Origin of the sequence: Streptomyces sp. MK7 (genome assembly GCF_032658145.1) — a bacterium.
Classification (GTDB): domain Bacteria; phylum Actinomycetota; class Actinomycetes; order Streptomycetales; family Streptomycetaceae; genus Streptomyces; species Streptomyces spiralis.
The window spans coordinates 1-18,207 of record NZ_JAVACL010000036.1 but is presented as its reverse complement, the minus strand read 5'-3'; the positions used below and the strand labels follow the sequence as shown (position 1 = coordinate 18,207).

The 18,207-nt window shown below is 68.1% G+C and carries 28 protein-coding genes; 27 read left to right on the top strand and 1 reads right to left on the bottom strand.

What is annotated here, in order from left to right:
* Positions 1-2 precede the first annotated feature (2 nt).
* The 24 genes from rplP to R2S09_RS29950 all read left to right on the top strand — a co-directional run bounded on the left by rplP (position 3) and on the right by R2S09_RS29950 (position 14,275).
* Positions 3-422 carry a 50S ribosomal protein L16 gene (gene rplP / locus R2S09_RS30065; protein ID WP_030174541.1) on the top strand — a complete coding sequence of 140 codons (420 nt, stop codon included), beginning with the start codon at positions 3-5 and terminating at the stop codon, positions 420-422.
* Positions 422-646 carry a 50S ribosomal protein L29 gene (gene rpmC / locus R2S09_RS30060; RefSeq protein WP_018564811.1) on the top strand — a complete coding sequence of 75 codons (225 nt, stop codon included), beginning with the start codon at positions 422-424 and terminating at the stop codon, positions 644-646. Before rplP ends, rpmC begins: the two co-directional genes overlap by 1 nt.
* Complete coding sequence (gene rpsQ / locus R2S09_RS30055) at positions 646-930, top strand: 30S ribosomal protein S17 (RefSeq protein WP_039656223.1); 285 nt, start codon at positions 646-648, stop codon at positions 928-930. Before rpmC ends, rpsQ begins: the two co-directional genes overlap by 1 nt.
* Positions 931-1,030: 100 nt before the next feature.
* Positions 1,031-1,399 carry a 50S ribosomal protein L14 gene (gene rplN, locus R2S09_RS30050; RefSeq protein WP_030174545.1) on the top strand — a complete coding sequence of 123 codons (369 nt, stop codon included), beginning with the start codon at positions 1,031-1,033 and terminating at the stop codon, positions 1,397-1,399.
* 2 nt (positions 1,400-1,401) lie between these two features.
* The gene (gene rplX, locus R2S09_RS30045) at positions 1,402-1,725 is read left to right on the top strand and encodes a 50S ribosomal protein L24 (RefSeq protein WP_306190417.1); all 324 of its coding nucleotides are present in this window, start codon (positions 1,402-1,404) and stop codon (positions 1,723-1,725) included.
* Complete coding sequence (gene rplE / locus R2S09_RS30040; protein ID WP_030174550.1) at positions 1,725-2,282, top strand: 50S ribosomal protein L5; 558 nt, start codon at positions 1,725-1,727, stop codon at positions 2,280-2,282. Before rplX ends, rplE begins: the two co-directional genes overlap by 1 nt.
* 5 nt (positions 2,283-2,287) lie before the next feature.
* Positions 2,288-2,473: a type Z 30S ribosomal protein S14 gene (locus R2S09_RS30035; protein ID WP_003948630.1), complete on the top strand. Its 186-nt coding sequence runs from the start codon at positions 2,288-2,290 to the stop codon at positions 2,471-2,473.
* Between the two features lie 213 nt (positions 2,474-2,686).
* Positions 2,687-3,085, top strand: a complete 399-nt coding sequence (gene rpsH, locus R2S09_RS30030) for a 30S ribosomal protein S8 (protein ID WP_009190141.1) — start codon at positions 2,687-2,689, stop codon at positions 3,083-3,085.
* 24 nt (positions 3,086-3,109) lie between these two features.
* Positions 3,110-3,649 (top strand): 50S ribosomal protein L6, encoded by a 540-nt coding sequence (rplF, locus tag R2S09_RS30025; protein WP_306190418.1) that lies wholly within the window; start codon positions 3,110-3,112, stop codon positions 3,647-3,649.
* A gap of 3 nt (positions 3,650-3,652) precedes the next feature.
* A complete protein-coding gene (gene rplR / locus R2S09_RS30020) occupies positions 3,653-4,036 on the top strand; it encodes a 50S ribosomal protein L18 (protein ID WP_030174556.1) in 384 nt (127 codons plus the stop codon).
* Between the two features lie 40 nt (positions 4,037-4,076).
* On the top strand, positions 4,077-4,682 hold the full coding sequence (gene rpsE / locus R2S09_RS30015) for a 30S ribosomal protein S5 (RefSeq protein ID WP_015658456.1): 606 nt from the start codon (positions 4,077-4,079) through the stop codon (positions 4,680-4,682).
* 2 nt (positions 4,683-4,684) lie between these two features.
* Positions 4,685-4,867 (top strand): 50S ribosomal protein L30, encoded by a 183-nt coding sequence (gene rpmD, locus R2S09_RS30010; RefSeq protein ID WP_009190145.1) that lies wholly within the window; start codon positions 4,685-4,687, stop codon positions 4,865-4,867.
* A gap of 2 nt (positions 4,868-4,869) precedes the next feature.
* Positions 4,870-5,325 (top strand): 50S ribosomal protein L15, encoded by a 456-nt coding sequence (gene rplO / locus R2S09_RS30005; protein WP_030174562.1) that lies wholly within the window; start codon positions 4,870-4,872, stop codon positions 5,323-5,325.
* A gap of 182 nt (positions 5,326-5,507) precedes the next feature.
* Positions 5,508-6,821 carry a preprotein translocase subunit SecY gene (gene secY / locus R2S09_RS30000; protein ID WP_306190421.1) on the top strand — a complete coding sequence of 438 codons (1,314 nt, stop codon included), beginning with the start codon at positions 5,508-5,510 and terminating at the stop codon, positions 6,819-6,821.
* Positions 6,821-7,483, top strand: a complete 663-nt coding sequence (locus R2S09_RS29995; RefSeq protein ID WP_316744425.1) for an adenylate kinase — start codon at positions 6,821-6,823, stop codon at positions 7,481-7,483. Before secY ends, R2S09_RS29995 begins: the two co-directional genes overlap by 1 nt.
* Positions 7,484-7,606: 123 nt before the next feature.
* The gene (gene map / locus R2S09_RS29990; protein ID WP_306190424.1) at positions 7,607-8,443 is read left to right on the top strand and encodes a type I methionyl aminopeptidase; all 837 of its coding nucleotides are present in this window, start codon (positions 7,607-7,609) and stop codon (positions 8,441-8,443) included.
* Between the two features lie 203 nt (positions 8,444-8,646).
* Positions 8,647-8,868, top strand: coding sequence for a translation initiation factor IF-1 (gene infA / locus R2S09_RS29985; RefSeq protein WP_003948620.1), 222 nt, complete (start codon positions 8,647-8,649; stop codon positions 8,866-8,868).
* Between the two features lie 71 nt (positions 8,869-8,939).
* Positions 8,940-9,053: a 50S ribosomal protein L36 gene (rpmJ, locus tag R2S09_RS29980; RefSeq protein ID WP_003998809.1), complete on the top strand. Its 114-nt coding sequence runs from the start codon at positions 8,940-8,942 to the stop codon at positions 9,051-9,053.
* A gap of 197 nt (positions 9,054-9,250) precedes the next feature.
* Positions 9,251-9,631 (top strand): 30S ribosomal protein S13, encoded by a 381-nt coding sequence (gene rpsM / locus R2S09_RS29975; RefSeq protein ID WP_286064073.1) that lies wholly within the window; start codon positions 9,251-9,253, stop codon positions 9,629-9,631.
* 69 nt (positions 9,632-9,700) lie between these two features.
* Positions 9,701-10,105 carry a 30S ribosomal protein S11 gene (gene rpsK / locus R2S09_RS29970; protein ID WP_003956432.1) on the top strand — a complete coding sequence of 135 codons (405 nt, stop codon included), beginning with the start codon at positions 9,701-9,703 and terminating at the stop codon, positions 10,103-10,105.
* Positions 10,106-10,251: 146 nt separating this feature from the next.
* Positions 10,252-11,274: a DNA-directed RNA polymerase subunit alpha gene (locus R2S09_RS29965; RefSeq protein ID WP_003966937.1), complete on the top strand. Its 1,023-nt coding sequence runs from the start codon at positions 10,252-10,254 to the stop codon at positions 11,272-11,274.
* Positions 11,275-11,441: 167 nt separating this feature from the next.
* Positions 11,442-11,933: a 50S ribosomal protein L17 gene (gene rplQ, locus R2S09_RS29960; RefSeq protein WP_306190427.1), complete on the top strand. Its 492-nt coding sequence runs from the start codon at positions 11,442-11,444 to the stop codon at positions 11,931-11,933.
* A 91-nt stretch (positions 11,934-12,024) separates the two neighbouring features.
* Positions 12,025-12,879: a tRNA pseudouridine(38-40) synthase TruA gene (truA, locus tag R2S09_RS29955; RefSeq protein ID WP_316744424.1), complete on the top strand. Its 855-nt coding sequence runs from the start codon at positions 12,025-12,027 to the stop codon at positions 12,877-12,879.
* Positions 12,880-12,943: 64 nt separating this feature from the next.
* On the top strand, positions 12,944-14,275 hold the full coding sequence (locus R2S09_RS29950; protein ID WP_316744423.1) for a UDP-glucose/GDP-mannose dehydrogenase family protein: 1,332 nt from the start codon (positions 12,944-12,946) through the stop codon (positions 14,273-14,275).
* Positions 14,276-14,281: 6 nt separating this feature from the next.
* Here the strand turns inward: R2S09_RS29950 and R2S09_RS29945 are convergent, their stop codons facing one another.
* A complete protein-coding gene (locus R2S09_RS29945) occupies positions 14,282-15,163 on the bottom strand; it encodes a hypothetical protein (protein ID WP_306190430.1) in 882 nt (293 codons plus the stop codon).
* A 402-nt stretch (positions 15,164-15,565) separates the two neighbouring features.
* On the opposite strand from R2S09_RS29945, the gene rplM reads away from it, so the two are divergent.
* The 3 genes from rplM to glmM all read left to right on the top strand — a co-directional run bounded on the left by rplM (position 15,566) and on the right by glmM (position 18,094).
* Positions 15,566-16,009, top strand: coding sequence for a 50S ribosomal protein L13 (rplM, locus tag R2S09_RS29940; protein ID WP_030173943.1), 444 nt, complete (start codon positions 15,566-15,568; stop codon positions 16,007-16,009).
* A 42-nt stretch (positions 16,010-16,051) separates the two neighbouring features.
* Positions 16,052-16,564 (top strand): 30S ribosomal protein S9, encoded by a 513-nt coding sequence (rpsI, locus tag R2S09_RS29935; protein WP_030173946.1) that lies wholly within the window; start codon positions 16,052-16,054, stop codon positions 16,562-16,564.
* 171 nt (positions 16,565-16,735) lie between these two features.
* A complete protein-coding gene (gene glmM / locus R2S09_RS29930) occupies positions 16,736-18,094 on the top strand; it encodes a phosphoglucosamine mutase (protein WP_306190431.1) in 1,359 nt (452 codons plus the stop codon).
* Positions 18,095-18,207 lie beyond the last annotated feature (113 nt).

Below are 18,207 nucleotides of genomic sequence, written 5' to 3'. Positions count from 1 at the left end.
ACATGCTGATCCCCCGTAGGGTCAAGCACCGCAAGCAGCACCACCCGAAGCGCAACGGTATGTCCAAGGGTGGGACGCAGGTTGCGTTCGGCGAGTACGGCATCCAGGCGCTGACCCCGGCCTACGTCACGAACCGCCAGATCGAGGCGGCTCGTATCGCGATGACCCGCCACATCAAGCGTGGCGGCAAGGTCTGGATCAACATCTACCCGGACCGTCCCCTCACCAAGAAGCCGGCCGAGACCCGCATGGGTTCCGGTAAGGGTTCCCCGGAGTGGTGGATCGCGAACGTCAAGCCCGGACGCGTGATGTTCGAGCTGTCGTACCCCAACGAGAAGATCGCCCGTGAGGCGCTGCTTCGTGCGGCCCACAAGCTGCCGATGAAGTGCCGGATCGTCAAGCGCGAGGCAGGTGAAGCGTGATGTCGGCCGGTACCAAGGCGTCCGAGCTGCGCGAGCTGGGCAACGAGGAGCTTCTGGGCAAGCTCCGCGAGGCCAAGGAAGAGCTGTTCAACCTCCGCTTCCAGGCGGCGACGGGCCAGCTCGAGAACCACGGCCGTCTCAAGGCGGTCCGCAAGGACATCGCCCGGATCTACACCCTCATGCGTGAGCGTGAGCTCGGCATCGAGACGGTGGAGAACGCCTGATGAGCGAGAGCAACGTGACTGAGAACAAGGAAGCTCGCGGTTTCCGCAAGACCCGTGAGGGTCTGGTCGTCAGCGACAAGATGGACAAGACCGTCGTCGTCGCCGTCGAGGACCGCGTCAAGCACGCGCTGTACGGCAAGGTCATCCGCCGTACCAACAAGCTCAAGGCGCACGACGAGCAGAACGCCGCGGGTGTCGGCGACCGCGTCCTCCTGATGGAGACCCGGCCGCTGTCCGCGACGAAGCGCTGGCGCGTCGTCGAGATCCTCGAGAAGGCCAAGTAATTCTCCTGCGAGGCACCCCTCGCAGGACAGTTCCGCCAGGCTCCGGGGGCCGCTCGCGTAAGCGGCCCCCGGGGAACCGGCAGACAAACAGGAGATAGACGTGATCCAGCAGGAGTCGCGACTGCGTGTCGCCGACAACACTGGTGCGAAGGAGATCCTTTGCATCCGTGTGCTCGGTGGCTCCGGTCGCCGCTACGCGGGCATCGGTGACGTCATCGTCGCCACCGTCAAGGACGCGATCCCCGGTGGCAACGTGAAGAAGGGTGACGTCGTCAAGGCGGTCATCGTTCGCACCGTCAAGGAGCGCCGCCGTCCGGACGGCTCGTACATCCGCTTCGACGAGAACGCCGCCGTCATCCTCAAGGGCGACGGCGACCCTCGTGGCACCCGTATCTTCGGCCCCGTCGGCCGTGAGCTGCGCGAGAAGAAGTTCATGAAGATCATCTCCCTCGCGCCGGAGGTGCTGTGAGCATGAAGATCAAGAAGGGCGACCTGGTCCAGGTCATCACCGGCAAGGACAAGGGCAAGCAGGGCAAGGTCATTGCCGCTTACCCGCGCGAGGAGCGTGTCCTGGTCGAGGGTGTCAACCGGGTCAAGAAGCACACCAAGGCCGGGCCGACCGCCAGCGGTTCGCAGGCCGGCGGCATCGTCACCACCGAGGCGCCGATCCACGTCTCCAACGTCCAGCTGGTCGTGGAGAAGGACGGTCAGAAGGTCGTGACCCGCGTCGGTTACCGCTTCGACGAGAACGGCAACAAGATCCGCGTTGCCAAGCGGACGGGTGAGGACATCTGATGGCTACCACCACTGCTCCGCGTCTGAAGCAGAAGTACCGCGACGAGATCGCCCCGAAGCTGCGTGACGAGTTCAAGTACGAGAACGTCATGCAGATCCCGGGCCTCGTCAAGATCGTGGTCAACATGGGTGTGGGCGACGCCGCCCGCGACTCCAAGCTGATCGAGGGCGCCATCCGCGACCTCACCACGATCACCGGCCAGAAGCCGGCGGTCACCAAGGCCCGCAAGTCCATCGCGCAGTTCAAGCTGCGTGAGGGTCAGCCGATCGGTGCCCACGTCACGCTCCGTGGCGACCGCATGTGGGAGTTCCTGGACCGCACCCTGTCGCTCGCGCTGCCGCGCATCCGCGACTTCCGCGGCCTGTCCCCCAAGCAGTTCGACGGCCGTGGCAACTACACCTTCGGTCTCACGGAGCAGGTCATGTTCCACGAGATCGACCAGGACAAGATCGACCGCGTCCGGGGTATGGACATCACCGTGGTCACCACGGCGACCAACGACGCTGAGGGCCGCGCGCTCCTTCGTCACCTCGGCTTCCCGTTCAAGGAGGCGTGAGCGAGATGGCGAAGAAGGCTCTGATCGCTAAGGCTGCTCGCAAGCCCAAGTTCGGTGTGCGTGGCTACACCCGCTGCCAGCGCTGCGGCCGTCCGCACTCCGTGTACCGCAAGTTCGGCCTGTGCCGCGTGTGCCTTCGTGAGATGGCTCACCGTGGCGAGCTGCCGGGCGTGACCAAGAGCTCCTGGTAATCCCCCGTTTGAGGGGTTCCGGAAGCTCTCGGTAAGTAGATAGGGCGGACAGACGCCCAGCTCACATGCCTTAGGCTTGTGGGGTTGGGCGTCTGTCGCCGCCCATACGACTTACTACGCCGTAGGTCCACCGCGCCGCACCCGTCCCGTCTCGGATCGGGGAGAGGGATGGCGCACCAGGAAACCCCGGCGAGAGAGGCCGAAGGCCAATTCATGACCATGACTGATCCGATCGCAGACATGCTCACGCGTCTGCGGAACGCGAACTCGGCATACCACGACACCGTGACCATGCCGCACTCGAAGATCAAGTCGCACATCGCGGAGATCCTCCAGCAGGAGGGCTTCATCACGGGCTGGAAGACCGAGGACGCCGAGGTCGGCAAGAACCTCGTCCTCGAGCTGAAGTACGGCCCGAACCGTGAGCGCTCCATCGCGGGCATCAAGCGGATCTCCAAGCCCGGTCTCCGGGTGTACGCGAAGTCCACCAACCTGCCGAAGGTGCTCGGCGGCCTCGGCGTGGCGATCATCTCCACGTCGCACGGGCTCCTCACCGACAAGCAGGCCGGCAAGAAGGGCGTGGGTGGGGAAGTCCTCGCCTACGTCTGGTAACGGAAGGGAACGGAGGAAACAGCTATGTCGCGCATCGGCAAGCTCCCCATCGCGGTTCCCGCCGGCGTGGACGTCACCATCGACGGCCGTACGGTCAAGGTCAAGGGCCCCAAGGGCGAACTGACCCACACCGTTGCGGCGCCGATCGAGGTCGTCAAGGGCGAGGACGGCACCCTGCAGGTGACCCGCCCCAACGACGAGCGTCAGAACAAGGCTCTCCACGGCCTGTCCCGCACGCTGGTGGCGAACATGATCACCGGCGTGACCCAGGGTTACGTGAAGAAGCTCGAGATCAGCGGTGTCGGTTACCGCGTGACGGCCAAGGGCTCGAACCTGGAGTTCGCGCTCGGCTACAGCCACCCGATCACCGTCGAGGCGCCCGAGGGCATCACCTTCAAGGTGGAGGCCCCGACCCGCTTCTCGGTCGAGGGCATCGACAAGCAGAAGGTCGGCGAGGTCGCGGCCAACATCCGCAAGCTGCGCAAGCCGGACCCGTACAAGGCCAAGGGCGTCAAGTACGAGGGCGAAGTCATCCGCCGCAAGGTCGGAAAGGCGGGTAAGTAAGCCATGGCATACGGGCAGAAGATCCTCAAGGGCGACGCCTACAAGCGCGCCGCGATCAAGCGCCGTCACATCCGGATCCGCAAGCGGATCGCCGGTACGGCGGAGCGTCCCCGTCTGGTCGTGACCCGCTCCAACCGCCACATCGTGGCGCAGGTGATCGACGACCTCAAGGGCCACACCCTGGCGTCGGCGTCCACGCTGGACACGTCGATCCGCGGTGGCGAGGGCGACAAGTCCGCGCAGGCCAAGCAGGTCGGCGCCCTGGTCGCCGAGCGTGCCAAGGCCGCCGGTGTCGAGGCCGTCGTGTTCGACCGTGGTGGCAACCAGTACGCCGGGCGCATCGCCGCCCTGGCGGACGCCGCCCGCGAAGCCGGCCTGAAGTTCTGAGCCGGTTCCGAGCTAGCGGAAACAGAGAGAGGTAATTCCAATGGCTGGACCCCAGCGCCGCGGTGGCGGTGCCGGTGGCGGCGAGCGGCGGGACCGGAAGGGCCGTGACGGCGGCGCAGCTGCCGCCGAGAAGACCGCGTACGTTGAGCGCGTCGTCGCGATCAACCGCGTCGCCAAGGTTGTGAAGGGTGGTCGTCGCTTCAGCTTCACCGCGCTGGTCGTGGTGGGCGACGGTGACGGCACCGTGGGTGTCGGATACGGCAAGGCCAAGGAGGTGCCGGCCGCCATCGCCAAGGGCGTTGAGGAGGCCAAGAAGCACTTCTTCAAGGTCCCCCGGATCCAGGGCACCATCCCGCACCCGATCCAGGGTGAGAAGGCTGCCGGCGTCGTGCTGCTCAAGCCCGCGTCCCCCGGTACCGGTGTCATCGCCGGTGGTCCGGTGCGTGCGGTGCTCGAGTGCGCCGGTATCCACGACATCCTGTCGAAGTCGCTCGGCTCCGACAACGCCATCAACATCGTGCACGCGACCGTGGAGGCCCTCAAGGGCCTGCAGCGTCCCGAGGAGGTCGCGGCCCGCCGTGGTCTGCCGCTCGAGGACGTCGCCCCCGCGGCTCTCCTGCGTGCGCGTGCCGGGGCGGGTGCGTAATCATGGCGCAGCTCAAGATCACGCAGACGAAGTCCTACATCGGCAGCAAGCAGAACCACCGCGACACCCTGCGTTCCCTGGGCCTCAAGCGCCTGGGTGACGTGGTCGTCAAGGAGGACCGTCCCGAGTTCCGCGGCATGGTGCACACCGTCCGCCACCTCGTGACGGTCGAGGAGGTCGACTGATCATGGCGGAGCAGAACCCGCTGAAGATCCACAACCTCCGTCCGGCCCCCGGCGCCAAGACCGCCAAGACCCGTGTCGGTCGTGGTGAGGCGTCGAAGGGTAAGACGGCCGGTCGTGGTACGAAGGGCACGAAGGCCCGTTACCAGGTTCCGGAGCGCTTCGAGGGCGGCCAGATGCCGCTGCACATGCGCCTCCCGAAGCTGAAGGGCTTCAAGAACCCGTTCAAGACCGAGTACCAGGTCGTGAACCTCGACAAGCTGGCCGCGCTGTACCCGCAGGGTGGCGAGGTCACGGTCGAGGACCTGGTGGCCAAGGGTGCCGTTCGCAAGAACAGCCTGGTCAAGGTCCTGGGCCAGGGCGAGGTCTCCGTGGCGCTGCAGGTGACGGTGGACGCCGTCTCCGGCTCCGCCAAGGAGAAGATCACCGCCGCCGGCGGTTCCGTCACCGAGCTCGTCTGAGTTCCTTGGACGTCTCCTCGATGACGTAAGCATCCCGACCGGGGATACCTCACAATGAGGTATCCCCGGTTGGTCGTTCCAAGGGGGGCAGTGTCGCCGGTAAGGTGGCCTGCACTGTTCTTTTCATCGAACCTCAAGACCGTCACCCTTGACGCACTGGCGCGGGGGTCGCAGGAGGCACCGTGCTCACCGGCTTCGCCCGGGCGTTCAGGACGCCCGACCTGCGCAAGAAGCTGCTCTTCACACTCGGCATCATCGTGGTGTACCGCGTCGGTACCCACATCCCGATCCCGGGCGTCAACTACAAGGCCGTCCAGCAGTGTGTGACCGAGGCCTCCGGCAATCAGGGGCTCTTCGGCCTGGTCAACATGTTCAGCGGCGGCGCGCTGCTCCAGATCACGGTCTTCGCCCTCGGGATCATGCCGTACATCACGGCGAGCATCATCCTGCAGCTGCTGACCGTGGTGATCCCGCGCCTGGAAGCCCTCAAGAAGGAGGGCCAGGCCGGCACGGCCAAGATCACCCAGTACACCCGTTACCTGACGGTGGCGCTGGCCATCCTGCAGGGCACCGGTCTGGTGGCCACCGCCCGCAGCGGCGCCCTGTTCTCCGGGTGCACGGTCGCGGCCAACATCGTGCCCGAGCGGGCGATCTTCAACACGATCGTCATGGTGGTCTGCATGACCGCCGGTACGGCCGTGGTCATGTGGCTCGGTGAGCTCATCACCGACCGCGGCATCGGCAACGGCATGTCGATCCTGATGTTCATCTCGATCGCCGCGACGTTCCCGTCCGCGCTGTGGGCCATCAAGAAGCAGGGCACCCTGGCCGGCGGCTGGATCGAGTTCGGCACCGTGATCCTGGTCGGCCTGATCATGGTCGGTCTGGTCGTCTTCGTCGAGCAGGCCCAGCGCCGTATCCCGGTGCAGTACGCGAAGCGCATGATCGGCCGGCGCTCCTACGGCGGTACGTCCACGTACATCCCGCTCAAGGTGAACCAGGCCGGTGTGATTCCGGTCATCTTCGCCTCGTCGCTGCTGTACATTCCGGCGCTCATCGCTCAGTTCGCGGGGGGCAACTCGGGCTGGAAGACCTGGGTTCAGCAGAACCTGACCAAGGGTGATCACCCGCTTTACATCACTATGTACTTCTTGCTCATCGTGTTCTTCGCGTTCTTCTACGTGGCGATCTCCTTCAACCCCGAGGAAGTCGCGGACAACATGAAGAAGTATGGTGGCTTCATCCCGGGTATCCGGGCTGGCCGACCGACCGCTGAGTACCTTTCGTACGTGCTCAACCGGATCACCTGGCCGGGTTCGCTGTATCTGGGTCTGATCGCTCTCGTACCGACAATGGCGTTGGTCGGGTTCCACGCGAACCAGAACTTCCCCTTCGGCGGGACCAGCATCCTGATCATCGTGGGTGTCGGCCTCGAGACGGTGAAGCAGATCGAGAGCCAGCTCCAGCAGCGCAATTACGAAGGGTTCCTCCGCTGATGCGAATCGTCCTCGTCGGGCCGCCTGGTGCCGGTAAGGGAACGCAGGCTGTGCGCCTTGCCGAGAAGCTGCGCATCCCGCACATCTCCACGGGCGACCTGTTCCGCGCCAACATCAGCCGTCAGACGGAGCTCGGCAAGCTCGCGAAGTCCTACATGGACGCCGGCAACCTCGTGCCGGACGAGGTCACCATCGCCATGGCCAAGGACCGCATGGAGCAGCCCGACGCGGCCGGAGGCTTCCTGCTGGACGGCTTCCCGCGCAACGTCCCCCAGGCCGAGGCTCTGGACGCGCTGCTGCAGGAGGAGAGGATCAACCTCGACGCGGTGCTCGACCTGGAGGTCCCCGAGGACGAGGTCGTCAAGCGGATCGCCGGCCGGCGGATCTGCCGCAAGGACTCCAGCCACGTCTTCCACGTGACGTACAGCCCGGCGAAGAAGGAGGGCGTCTGCGACGTCTGCGGCGGTGAGCTGTACCAGCGGGACGACGACTCCGAGGACACCGTCCGCAAGCGGCTGGAGGTCTACCACACGCAGACCGAGCCGATCATCGACTACTACAAGGCCCAGGGCCTGGTGGTGACGATCTCCTCGCTCGGCCCGGTGGACGAGATCACGCGGCGCGCGCTGGAGGCGCTGAAGCGCGAGGACGCCACGAAGTAGGCGTCACGTCGGGTGCAGCCGCGGTTCCTTCCGGAGGGGCCGCGGCTGTGCTGTGGGCGCGGCGGCGCCCGTATGGTTGACACAGTCGGCCCTGTTTCCGGTCCCAGAAAGGCCCTTCTTCCCATGGTGCAGATCAAGAGCCCCGAGCAGATCGCCAAGATGCGTGCGGCGGGGCTGGTCGTCGCCGCGATCCACGCGGCCACCCGGGAGGCGGCCGTGCCGGGGGCGAGCACCAAGGACCTGGACGAGGTGGCCCGCAAGGTGCTCGCCGAGCACAACGCCAAGCCGAACTTCCTCGGCTACGGCGGCTTCCCGGCGACGATCTGCACCTCGGTCAACGAGGTCGTCGTCCACGGCATCCCCTCGGAGGACGTCGTCCTGAAGGACGGGGACATCATCTCCATCGACTGCGGCGCGATCATCGACGGCTGGCACGGCGACGCCGCGTACACCGCGTTCGTCGGGTCCGGTCACGCCCCGGAGCTGGTCGAGCTCTCGCGGGTGACCGAGGGGTCGATGTGGGCCGGGATCGCCGCCATGAAGCAGGGCAACCGGCTGGTGGACATCTCCCGTGCCGTCGAGACCTACATCCGCCGCCAGCCCAGGCCCGGGGGCGGCCGCTACGGGATCATCGAGGACTACGGCGGCCACGGCATCGGCACCGAGATGCACATGGACCCGCACCTGCTGAACTACGTCGACCGGCGGCGCGGCAAGGGCCCCAAGCTGGTCCCCGGCTTCTGCCTGGCCATCGAGCCGATGGTCTCCCTGGGCACGGCGAAGACCCGGGTCCTCGAGGACGACTGGACGGTCATCACCACGGACGGCACGTGGTCCTCCCACTGGGAGCACTCGGTGGCCCTGACCGAGCAGGGTCCCTTGGTCCTGACGGCCCCGGACGGTGGTAAGGCCAAGCTGGCGGAGTTCGGGATCACGACGGCGCCTGACCCGCTAGGCTGACGGGCGGCCTGGGTGAGGGCCGCCTGCGTGAGTTCCGGTGTGGCGGCATGGTGATCTCCGGTGCCGGGCAGGCTTCCTCGATTCGTGTTTCCGGGTGCGCTGACGTAGACTGACTCGTCGGCTCTCGTGCACCCGCATGTCCGCATGCGCCCGCAAGGGAAGCAGAGAGAGTCGATCAAGGTAGTCGATTCGAAGGGCAAAGCGTGGCCAAGAAGCAAGGTGCCATCGAGATCGAGGGCACTGTCGTCGAGTCTCTGCCGAACGCCATGTTCAAGGTCGAGCTCCAGAACGGCCACCAGGTCCTGGCACACATCAGCGGCAAGATGCGTATGCACTACATCCGCATCCTCCCTGACGACCGGGTCGTGGTGGAGCTTTCTCCGTACGACCTGACGCGTGGCCGGATCGTTTACCGATACAAGTAGATCTTGCCCACGTCCCGTGCCCTCCCTGTGCACGGGGCCGCCGGCAACTGACCCGGAGAACCTCACATCCCATGAAGGTCAAGCCGAGCGTCAAGAAGATCTGCGACAAGTGCAGGGTGATCCGCCGTCACGGGCGGGTCATGGTCATCTGCGAGAACCCGCGCCACAAGCAGCGCCAGGGCTGACGCACGACCGACCGCACCCTCTGCACCTCCATCGCAGAGATTCGCGCGACGCGAGCTGAATATGTTCATACGCAGGGCCCGAGCCGCGACGCGGCTTGACACCCCCGGTTCGGAGGCCGGGGACCCGGTTCGTACCTCGTACGGCGGCCGGGAGCCGGTCCTGCGGAAGACCTCCGAAGATCACCAGGAGCCATTGAATGGCACGCGTTTCCGGTGTTGACATCCCGCGCGAAAAGCGTGTGGAGATCGCCCTCACCTACGTGTTCGGCATCGGCCGGACCCTTTCGCAGCAGACGCTGGCAGCGACCGACGTCGACCCGAACACCCGCGTTCGCGACCTCTCCGAGGAGCAGCTCGTCGCGATCCGCGAGTACGTCGACAACAACATCAAGACCGAGGGTGACCTCCGTCGCGAGATCCAGGCCGACATCCGCCGCAAGGTCGAGATCGGCACGTACCAGGGTCTGCGGCACCGCCGCGGTCTGCCTGTCCGCGGTCAGCGCACCAGCACCAACGCCCGTACCCGCAAGGGCCCGCGTCGCGCCATCGCCGGCAAGAAGAAGCCGGGCAAGAAGTAGTCCGCAGCGACACTCGCCGTCCAGCGGTCTTCGCTGTAGGACCGACCACCTCCCGTAGGAGTTTTCGACATGCCCCCCAAGGGACGTCAGGGCGCTGCCAAGAAGGTGCGCCGCAAGGAAAAGAAGAACGTCGCTCACGGCCACGCGCACATCAAGAGCACGTTCAACAACACCATCGTTTCGATCACCGACCCGAGCGGCAACGTGATCTCCTGGGCCTCCGCCGGCCACGTCGGCTTCAAGGGCTCCCGGAAGTCCACGCCGTTCGCCGCGCAGATGGCCGCCGAGTCGGCCGCCCGCCGCGCCCAGGAGCACGGCATGCGCAAGGTCGACGTGTTCGTCAAGGGCCCGGGCTCCGGTCGTGAGACCGCGATCCGCTCCCTGCAGGCCACGGGCCTCGAGGTCGGCTCCATCCAGGACGTCACCCCGACCCCGCACAACGGCTGCCGTCCGCCGAAGCGTCGTCGCGTCTGACGTACGCCTCACGGGCAGCGGGTCCGGGCGGTACGGCTCTTTCGGGTCGTACCGCCCGTACCCTTGCAGTACCCCGTGTTTTTCGGGCACGGGTTCCGTCGGGCGTCATATAGCGGGCGCCCACGACTGAAGGATCTGATCCACACATGCTGATCGCTCAGCGTCCCTCGTTGACCGAAGAGGTCGTCGACGAGTTCCGCTCCCGGTTCGTGATCGAGCCGCTGGAGCCGGGCTTCGGCTACACCCTCGGCAACTCCCTGCGCCGCACCCTCCTGTCGTCGATCCCCGGTGCCGCTGTCACCAGCATCCGCATCGACGGCGTCCTGCACGAGTTCACCACCGTGCCGGGCGTCAAGGAGGACGTCACCGACCTGATCCTCAACATCAAGCAGCTGGTCGTCTCCTCGGAGCACGACGAGCCGGTCGTGATGTACCTGCGCAAGCAGGGCCCGGGTCTGGTCACCGCCGCCGACATCGCGCCCCCGGCCGGTGTCGAGGTACACAACCCCGACCTCGTCCTCGCCACGCTCAACGGCAAGGGCAAGCTGGAGATGGAGCTGACCGTCGAGCGCGGTCGCGGTTACGTCTCCGCCGTGCAGAACAAGCAGGTGGGCCAGGAGATCGGCCGTATCCCGGTCGACTCGATCTACTCGCCGGTGCTGAAGGTCACGTACAAGGTCGAGGCCACCCGTGTCGAGCAGCGCACCGACTTCGACAAGCTGATCGTCGACGTCGAGACGAAGCAGGCCATGCGTCCGCGTGACGCCATGGCGTCGGCCGGCAAGACCCTGGTCGAGCTGTTCGGTCTCGCCCGCGAGCTGAACATCGACGCCGAGGGCATCGACATGGGCCCGTCCCCGACGGACGCCGCCCTGGCCGCCGACCTGGCCCTGCCGATCGAGGAGCTGGAGCTCACGGTCCGCTCCTACAACTGCCTCAAGCGCGAGGGCATCCACTCCGTGGGTGAGCTCGTCGCCCGCTCGGAGGCCGACCTGCTGGACATCCGCAACTTCGGTGCGAAGTCCATCGACGAGGTCAAGGCGAAGCTGGCCGGCATGGGCCTGGCGCTCAAGGACAGCCCGCCCGGATTCGACCCGACCGCCGCCGCGGACGCCTTCGGCGCCGACGACGACGCGGATGCGGGTTTCGTGGAGACCGAGCAGTACTGACGTACTGAGGATCTCGACGTGGAGACCGAGCAGTACTGATCCGGTGCTGAGCGTGTTCCACTTCCGGGGGTCTCGCCGAGACCCCCGGATCTCCGACAGGCGACCGCCTGCTCGGATACTGACCCCGGTACCTGACACGGCCGGGGCAGACACACAGGAGAAGAACAATGCCGAAGCCCACCAAGGGTGCCCGTCTGGGCGGCAGCGCCGCGCACGAGAAGCTGCTCCTCGCGAACCTCGCGAAGTCGCTGTTCGAGCACGGCCGTATCACCACCACCGAGGCGAAGGCCCGCCGCCTGCGCCCGTACGCCGAGCGTCTGATCACCAAGGCGAAGAAGGGCGACCTTCACAACCGCCGCCAGGTGCTCCAGGTCATCACGGACAAGGGCGTCGTCCACACGCTCTTCACCGAGATCGGCCCGCGCTACGAGAACCGTCCGGGTGGCTACACCCGCATCACCAAGGTCGGTAACCGCCGTGGCGACAACGCGCCCATGGCCGTCATCGAGCTGGTCGAGGCGCTGACGGTGCAGCAGAAGGCCGTGGGTGAGGCCGAGGCCGCCACCAAGCGCGCGGTCAAGGAGGACGAGGCCAAGGCCGCCGAGACCACCGAGGCGCCGGCCGAGGAGGCCGCTGCCGAGGAGTCGAAGGAAGCCTGAGGCTCCGCCTGACGCTGGAAGCGGGTTCGCCCTTCGGGGCGGGCCCGCTTTCGCGTACCGGAGGAGCCGGCGGCCCTGAGAGGATCTGCACGTGAGTGACGAAGTACAGCCCGGCCATGTCCGCATCCGTCTCGACCTGTCCTACGACGGCACCGGCTTCCACGGCTGGGCCAAGCAGGCCGGCGGCAGGCGGACCGTGCAAGGGGAGATCGAGGACGCGCTGCGCACGGTCACCCGCTCCGTTGAGACGTACGAGCTGACCGTCGCCGGGCGGACCGACGCCGGGGTGCACGCGCGGGGCCAGGTGGCGCATGTGGACCTGCCCGAGCAGGTCTGGCGCGAGCACCACGAGAAGCTGCTGAAGCGGCTCGCCGGGCGGCTGCCCAGGGATGTGCGCGTCTGGGCCCTCAGGCCCGCGCCGAGCGGCTTCAACGCCCGTTTCTCCGCCGTCTGGCGCCGCTACGCCTACCGCGTCACCGACAACCCCGGCGGTGTGGACCCGCTGTTGCGGGGCCATGTGCTGTGGCACGACTGGCCGCTCGACGTGGACGCCATGAACGAGGCCGCCCGGCGGCTCATCGGCGAGCACGACTTCGCCGCGTACTGCAAGAGGCGTGAGGGCGCGACCACCATCCGTACGCTCCAGGAGCTGAGTCTGGCGCGGGGCGACGACGGGATCATCACCGCGACCGTCCGCGCCGACGCCTTCTGCCACAACATGGTCCGCTCGCTCATCGGCGCGCTGCTGTTCGTCGGCGACGGCCACCGTCCGCCGGACTGGCCGGGAAAGGTGCTGGCCGCGGGCGTGCGGGACTCCGCCGTGCACGTCGTACGGCCGCATGGGCTGACCCTGGAGGAGGTCGGCTACCCGGCGGACGAGCTGCTGGCGGCGCGCAGCCGCGAGGCCCGCAACAAGCGGTCGCTGCCGGCGGCAGGCTGCTGCTGAGGGCCAGGGCCACGCTCACCTCGGGTGACGGTACGGTTGCGGTCTGGCGGGAACTCGCGGACCCATGCGGCTCACCGTCATCGGCACCGGTTATCTGGGTGCCACGCATGCCGCCTGCATGGCGGAGCTGGGACACGAGGTGGTCGGCGTCGACGTCGACGCGGGCAGGATCGCCGCGCTGCGCGCGGGCCGGGCACCGTTCCACGAGCCGGGGCTGTCCGCGCTGCTCGCCCGGCACACGGCGAGCGGGCGGCTGCGGTTCACGACCGCCTACGAGGAGGCCGGCGCCTTCGGGCAGGTGCACTTCGTGTGCGTCGGCACCCCGCAGCGCAGGGACTGCGACGGCGCGGACCTGACCTGTGTGGAGTCGGCGTTCGCGGGGATCGCCCGGCACGCGCGCAAGGGTGCCCTGCTGGTGGGCAAGTCGACCGTGCCGGTCGGCACCGCGGCGCGGCTCGCCGGAGAGCACGGCGCCGAGATCGCGTGGAACCCGGAGTTCCTGCGCGAGGGCTTCGCCGTCGAGGACACCCTGCGGCCGGACCGGCTGGTGTTCGGGGTGCGCAGCGGGCGCGCCGAGCGGCTGCTGCGCCAGGTCTACGGTTCTGTCCTCGCCGCCGGGACGCCTCTGGTCGTCACCGACTTCGCCACCGCCGAACTGGCCAAGACCGCCGCGAACTCCTTCCTCGCCACCAAGATCTCCTTCATCAACGCGATGGCCGAGGTCTGCGAGGCCGCAGGCGGTGACGTGCGGAAACTGTCCGAGGCGCTGGGGTGCGACGGCCGGATCGGGCATGCGTACCTGCGGGCCGGAGTCGGGTTCGGCGGCGGTTGCCTGCCCAAGGACATCCGGGCCTTCGCGCACCGGGCCGCCGAGCTGGGCGTGGACCTGGGATTCCTGCACGCGGTGGACACGATCAACATGCGGCGCCGGGACCGGACGGTCGCGCTGGCCCGGGAGCTGTGCGGGGGATCCGTCCTCGGGGCGCGGGTGGCGGTGCTGGGCGCCGCCTTCAAACCGGACTCGGACGACGTCCGCGACTCGCCCGCACTGAACGTGGCCGCGCGCCTCGGCCTCGACGGCGCCGACGTCACGGTCTACGACCCCGAGGCACTGGACAACGCGCGCAAGGCGTTCCCGCTGCTCGGCTACGCGCTGTCCGTCCCGGAGGCGCTGCGCGGGGCCGAACTGGTGCTGCTGCTGACCGAGTGGCCGCGGTTCCGGGAGATCGACCCGCGCTGGGCGGCGCGGCTGGTGTCCCGGCCGCGCATCGTGGACGGCCGGGGCGTCCTCGACCCGGACCACTGGGCGGCGGCGGGCTGGCGGTTCCGCGCGCTGGGGATGACCTGGCCGGCGATGTCCCGGCCGGGGATGCCGGACGGCCCTGGCGGTGCCTAGCGGTGCCTAGCGGTTGGCCGCCGCCGAGGCCTGGGCCACGCCGCGCCGGCGGATCTGCTGGAAGGCGAACTCGGCGAGGTCGTTGCCGGCGCGGAACACCGTGGTGTCCTTGGCCGTCACGTCCTTGCCGCTGGGGAAGCCGGCGAGGGTGAAGTAGGCGTAGCGGCCGTAGGAGTTGGTGGTGGAGCGGCAGACCGCGCCGTCGCAGAAGGCCTTGACGCCGCCGCCGGAGAGCGGCTTGACGATGCTCTTCTTGTCGGCCTGGCCCCTGGCCTTGAGGGCCTGGGCCTCGGTGTCGAAGACGGCGACGCCGACGGTGGCCGCGATGCCGTCCTTCGTGTAGGTCGCGCGGATCAGGCGGGTGCAGCCGTTGTCGGTGAGGACCTTGCCGAGGGTGCCCTGGACGGCAGTGGCACAGCTCTTGGTGTCGGCCGTGGGTCCCTTCTTGTACACGTTCTCGCCCATGGTCAGCCGGGCGCCCGGGAAGAGCGTGTTCGCGCTGAGCGGGGCGGTGTCCTTCTGCGCGCTGGATATGAAGTCCTTGGGGTCCAGCGGGGGCGGGGCGCTGGTGGGCGCGAAGGAGGGGCCCGTGGCCGAGCCGCTCGGCAGTGCGGCGGTGGCGGGCAGCTGGGAGGCGGGCTGCTTCGAGGCGTTGTCGTCGCTGTCGGCGGACGTCACCGCCATGGCGACGGCCGCGCCCACGGCGACGGTGGCCAGCACGCCACCGCCGACGAACAGCAGTCGTCGCCGCTTGTTGCGGGTCTCGGACGCCTCGGCGAGCGCGGCCCAGTCCGGGGTCCGGCTGTCGCTCCCGCTGTTCCACGACTGCTGAGATTGTGGTTTCCAGGGATCCCACTGGGACTGCGAGCCCCGCTGCCCATGACTCATGGGGCGCATCTTAGACGGGGCCCGGGACGTGCGGGCGCCGCCCACGGACCCCCTCCGGGCACCTTCGGCGCAGGCCGGTACAAAGCGGAGCACGCCGCCGCCGAAGCGGGCCGGGCCACCGAAGAGCGGGGGAGTGGGGGTGGGCGGGCCTACACTGGGGCGGAACACGCTGGAGCGGTGCGGGCAACCCGTTTTGACCCCCGGAGGGCCGCACGGGTATCCTGCATGTTCGTTGTGTATTGGCTTGCTCATTCTCACGGGACGGGCCCTTACACCGGTCCACCGGGCCGATGACCAGCGACCAGCACGCGGTTTGCGTCACCGCGGTGCGGTCAGGGCTGTCGTGATCGTCTTCGGTGACCTTGTCAGGACCACTCACTGAAGAAGCGAAGGCTACGAACCGTGCGTACGTACAGCCCCAAGCCCGGCGACATCACGCGCCAGTGGCACGTCATTGACGCCCAGGACGTCGTCCTGGGCCGCCTGGCGTCCACCGCCGCCACCCTTCTGCGGGGCAAGCACAAGCCGATCTACGCGCCGCACGTCGACGCTGGTGACTTCGTCATCATCATCAACGCCGACAAGGTGCACCTCTCCGGCAACAAGCGGACCCAGAAGATGGCGTACCGCCACTCCGGCTACCCGGGTGGTCTGCGCTCCGTCCGTTACGACGAGCTGCTCGACAAGAACCCGGAGAAGGCCATCGAGAAGGCCGTCAAGGGCATGCTCCCCAAGAACTCCCTGGGCCGTCAGATGCTCTCGAAGCTGAAGGTCTACAAGGGTGACCAGCACCCGCACGGCGCCCAGCAGCCGGTGCCGTTCGAGATCACCCAGGTCGCGCAGTAAGTCCGGCCACCCCCTAAGACTGAAGAGAATCTGAGGAGAATCGTGGCCGAGACCACTGCCGAGCAGCCGCTCGAAGAGCTTGACATCGACAGCTACACCACCGAGTCCGAGGTTCCGGTGGAGGGTGAGTACACCTCCGAGTCCCTCGCCTCGCGCTTCGGTGAGCCCCAGCCCGCCGCCGGCCTGGGTCGCCGCAAGAACGCCATTGCCCGCGTCCGGATCGTTCCGGGCTCCGGCAAGTGGAAGATCAACGGCCGCACCCTCGAGGACTACTTCCCGAACAAGGTGCACCAGCAGGAAGTCAACGAGCCCTTCAAGGTGCTGGAGCTCGAGGGCCGTTACGACGTCATCGCCCGCATCGCCGGCGGCGGCGTCTCCGGCCAGGCCGGTGCCCTGCGTCTCGGTGTCGCCCGCGCCCTGAACGAGGCCGACGTCGACAACAACCGCGGCCCGCTCAAGAAGGCCGGTTTCCTCCGCCGCGACGACCGTGCGGTCGAGCGCAAGAAGGCCGGTCTGAAGAAGGCCCGCAAGGCGCCGCAGTACAGCAAGCGCTAATCAGCAGCTGCCTGCGGACAGGCCTACTCCGAACGCCCCGGCGGCACGCCACTGTGCCGTCGGGGCGTTCGTATATCGCAGGACTTGGGCGTATAACGGCACAAGGTGCTGACCGGCTGATGTGATCCGATGCCCGGCCCTTCAGGAACTGACGCTTCATCAGGAGGACAAGTGGGACGACTCTTCGGCACCGACGGCGTGCGTGGCGTCGCCAACGCGGACCTGACCGCCGAGATGGCGCTCGGCCTCTCCGTCGCCGCGGCGCACGTGCTGGCCGAGGCGGGCACTTTCGAGGGCCACCGTCCCAAGGCCGTGGTCGGCCGGGACCCGCGTGCCTCCGGGGAGTTCCTGGAGGCGGCCGTGGTCGCCGGGCTGGCGAGCGCGGGCGTGGACGTGCTGTGCGTCGGCGTGCTGCCGACGCCCGCCGTGGCGTATCTGACCGGCGCGCTCGGCGCCGACCTCGGCGTGATGCTCTCGGCGAGCCACAACGCGATGCCCGACAACGGCATCAAGTTCTTCGCCCGCGGCGGCCACAAACTCGCCGACGAGCTGGAGGACAGGATCGAGAAGGTCTACGAGGAGCACCGCACCGGCGCCCCCTGGGACCGTCCGACCGGCGGGGGCGTGGGCCGCGTCCGCGACTACGACGAGGGCTTCGACCAGTACGTCTCCCACCTCATCGGCGTCCTCCCCAACCGGCTCGACGGCCTGAAGATCGTCCTGGACGAGGCGCACGGCGCCGCCTCCCGGGTCTCGCCGGAGGCCTTCGCCCGGGCCGGTGCCGAGGTCGTCACCATCGGCGCGGAGCCCGACGGCCTGAACATCAACGACGGCTGCGGCTCCACGCACCTGGACCAGCTCAAGGCCGCCGTGGTCGAGCACGGCGCCCACCTGGGCATCGCGCACGACGGCGACGCCGACCGCTGCCTGGCCGTGGACCACACCGGCGAGGAGGTCGACGGCGACCAGATCCTGGCCGTGCTCGCGCTGGCGATGCGGGAGCGTTCCGCACTGCGCTCCGACACCGTCGTCGCGACCGTGATGTCGAACCTGGGCTTCAAGCTGGCCATGGAGCGCGAGGGCATCCACCTCGTGCAGACCGCCGTCGGCGACCGCTACGTCCTGGAGGAGATGAAGGACAAGGGGTACGCCCTCGGCGGCGAGCAGTCGGGCCACGTCATCGTCCTCGACCACGCCACCACCGGCGACGGCACGCTCACCGGCCTGTTGCTCGCGGCCCGCGTCGCCCAGACCGGCCGTGCGCTGCGCGACCTGGCCGCGGTCATGGAGCGACTGCCCCAGGTCCTGATCAACGTCCCCGACGTGGACAAGTCCCGTGTGAAGACCTCCGCGGACCTGGCCGCCGCGATCAGCGAGGCGGAGCGCGAGCTGGGCGAGACCGGCCGCGTCCTGCTGCGCCCCTCGGGCACCGAACCGCTGGTCCGCGTCATGGTCGAGGCCGCCGACATCGACCAGGCCCGCTCGGTGGCCGGCCGACTGGCCGACGCGGTGAAGTCGGCGCTCGGCTAGGGCGTGTTTCGAAAGTCCCTTCCCCAGCCTTCGGCCGGGAGGTGCCCCCAGGCCCGCGACGCCTGGCACGGCACCTCGCTGCGTTGTCGGGATCGTCCACGTACGCCCAGTAC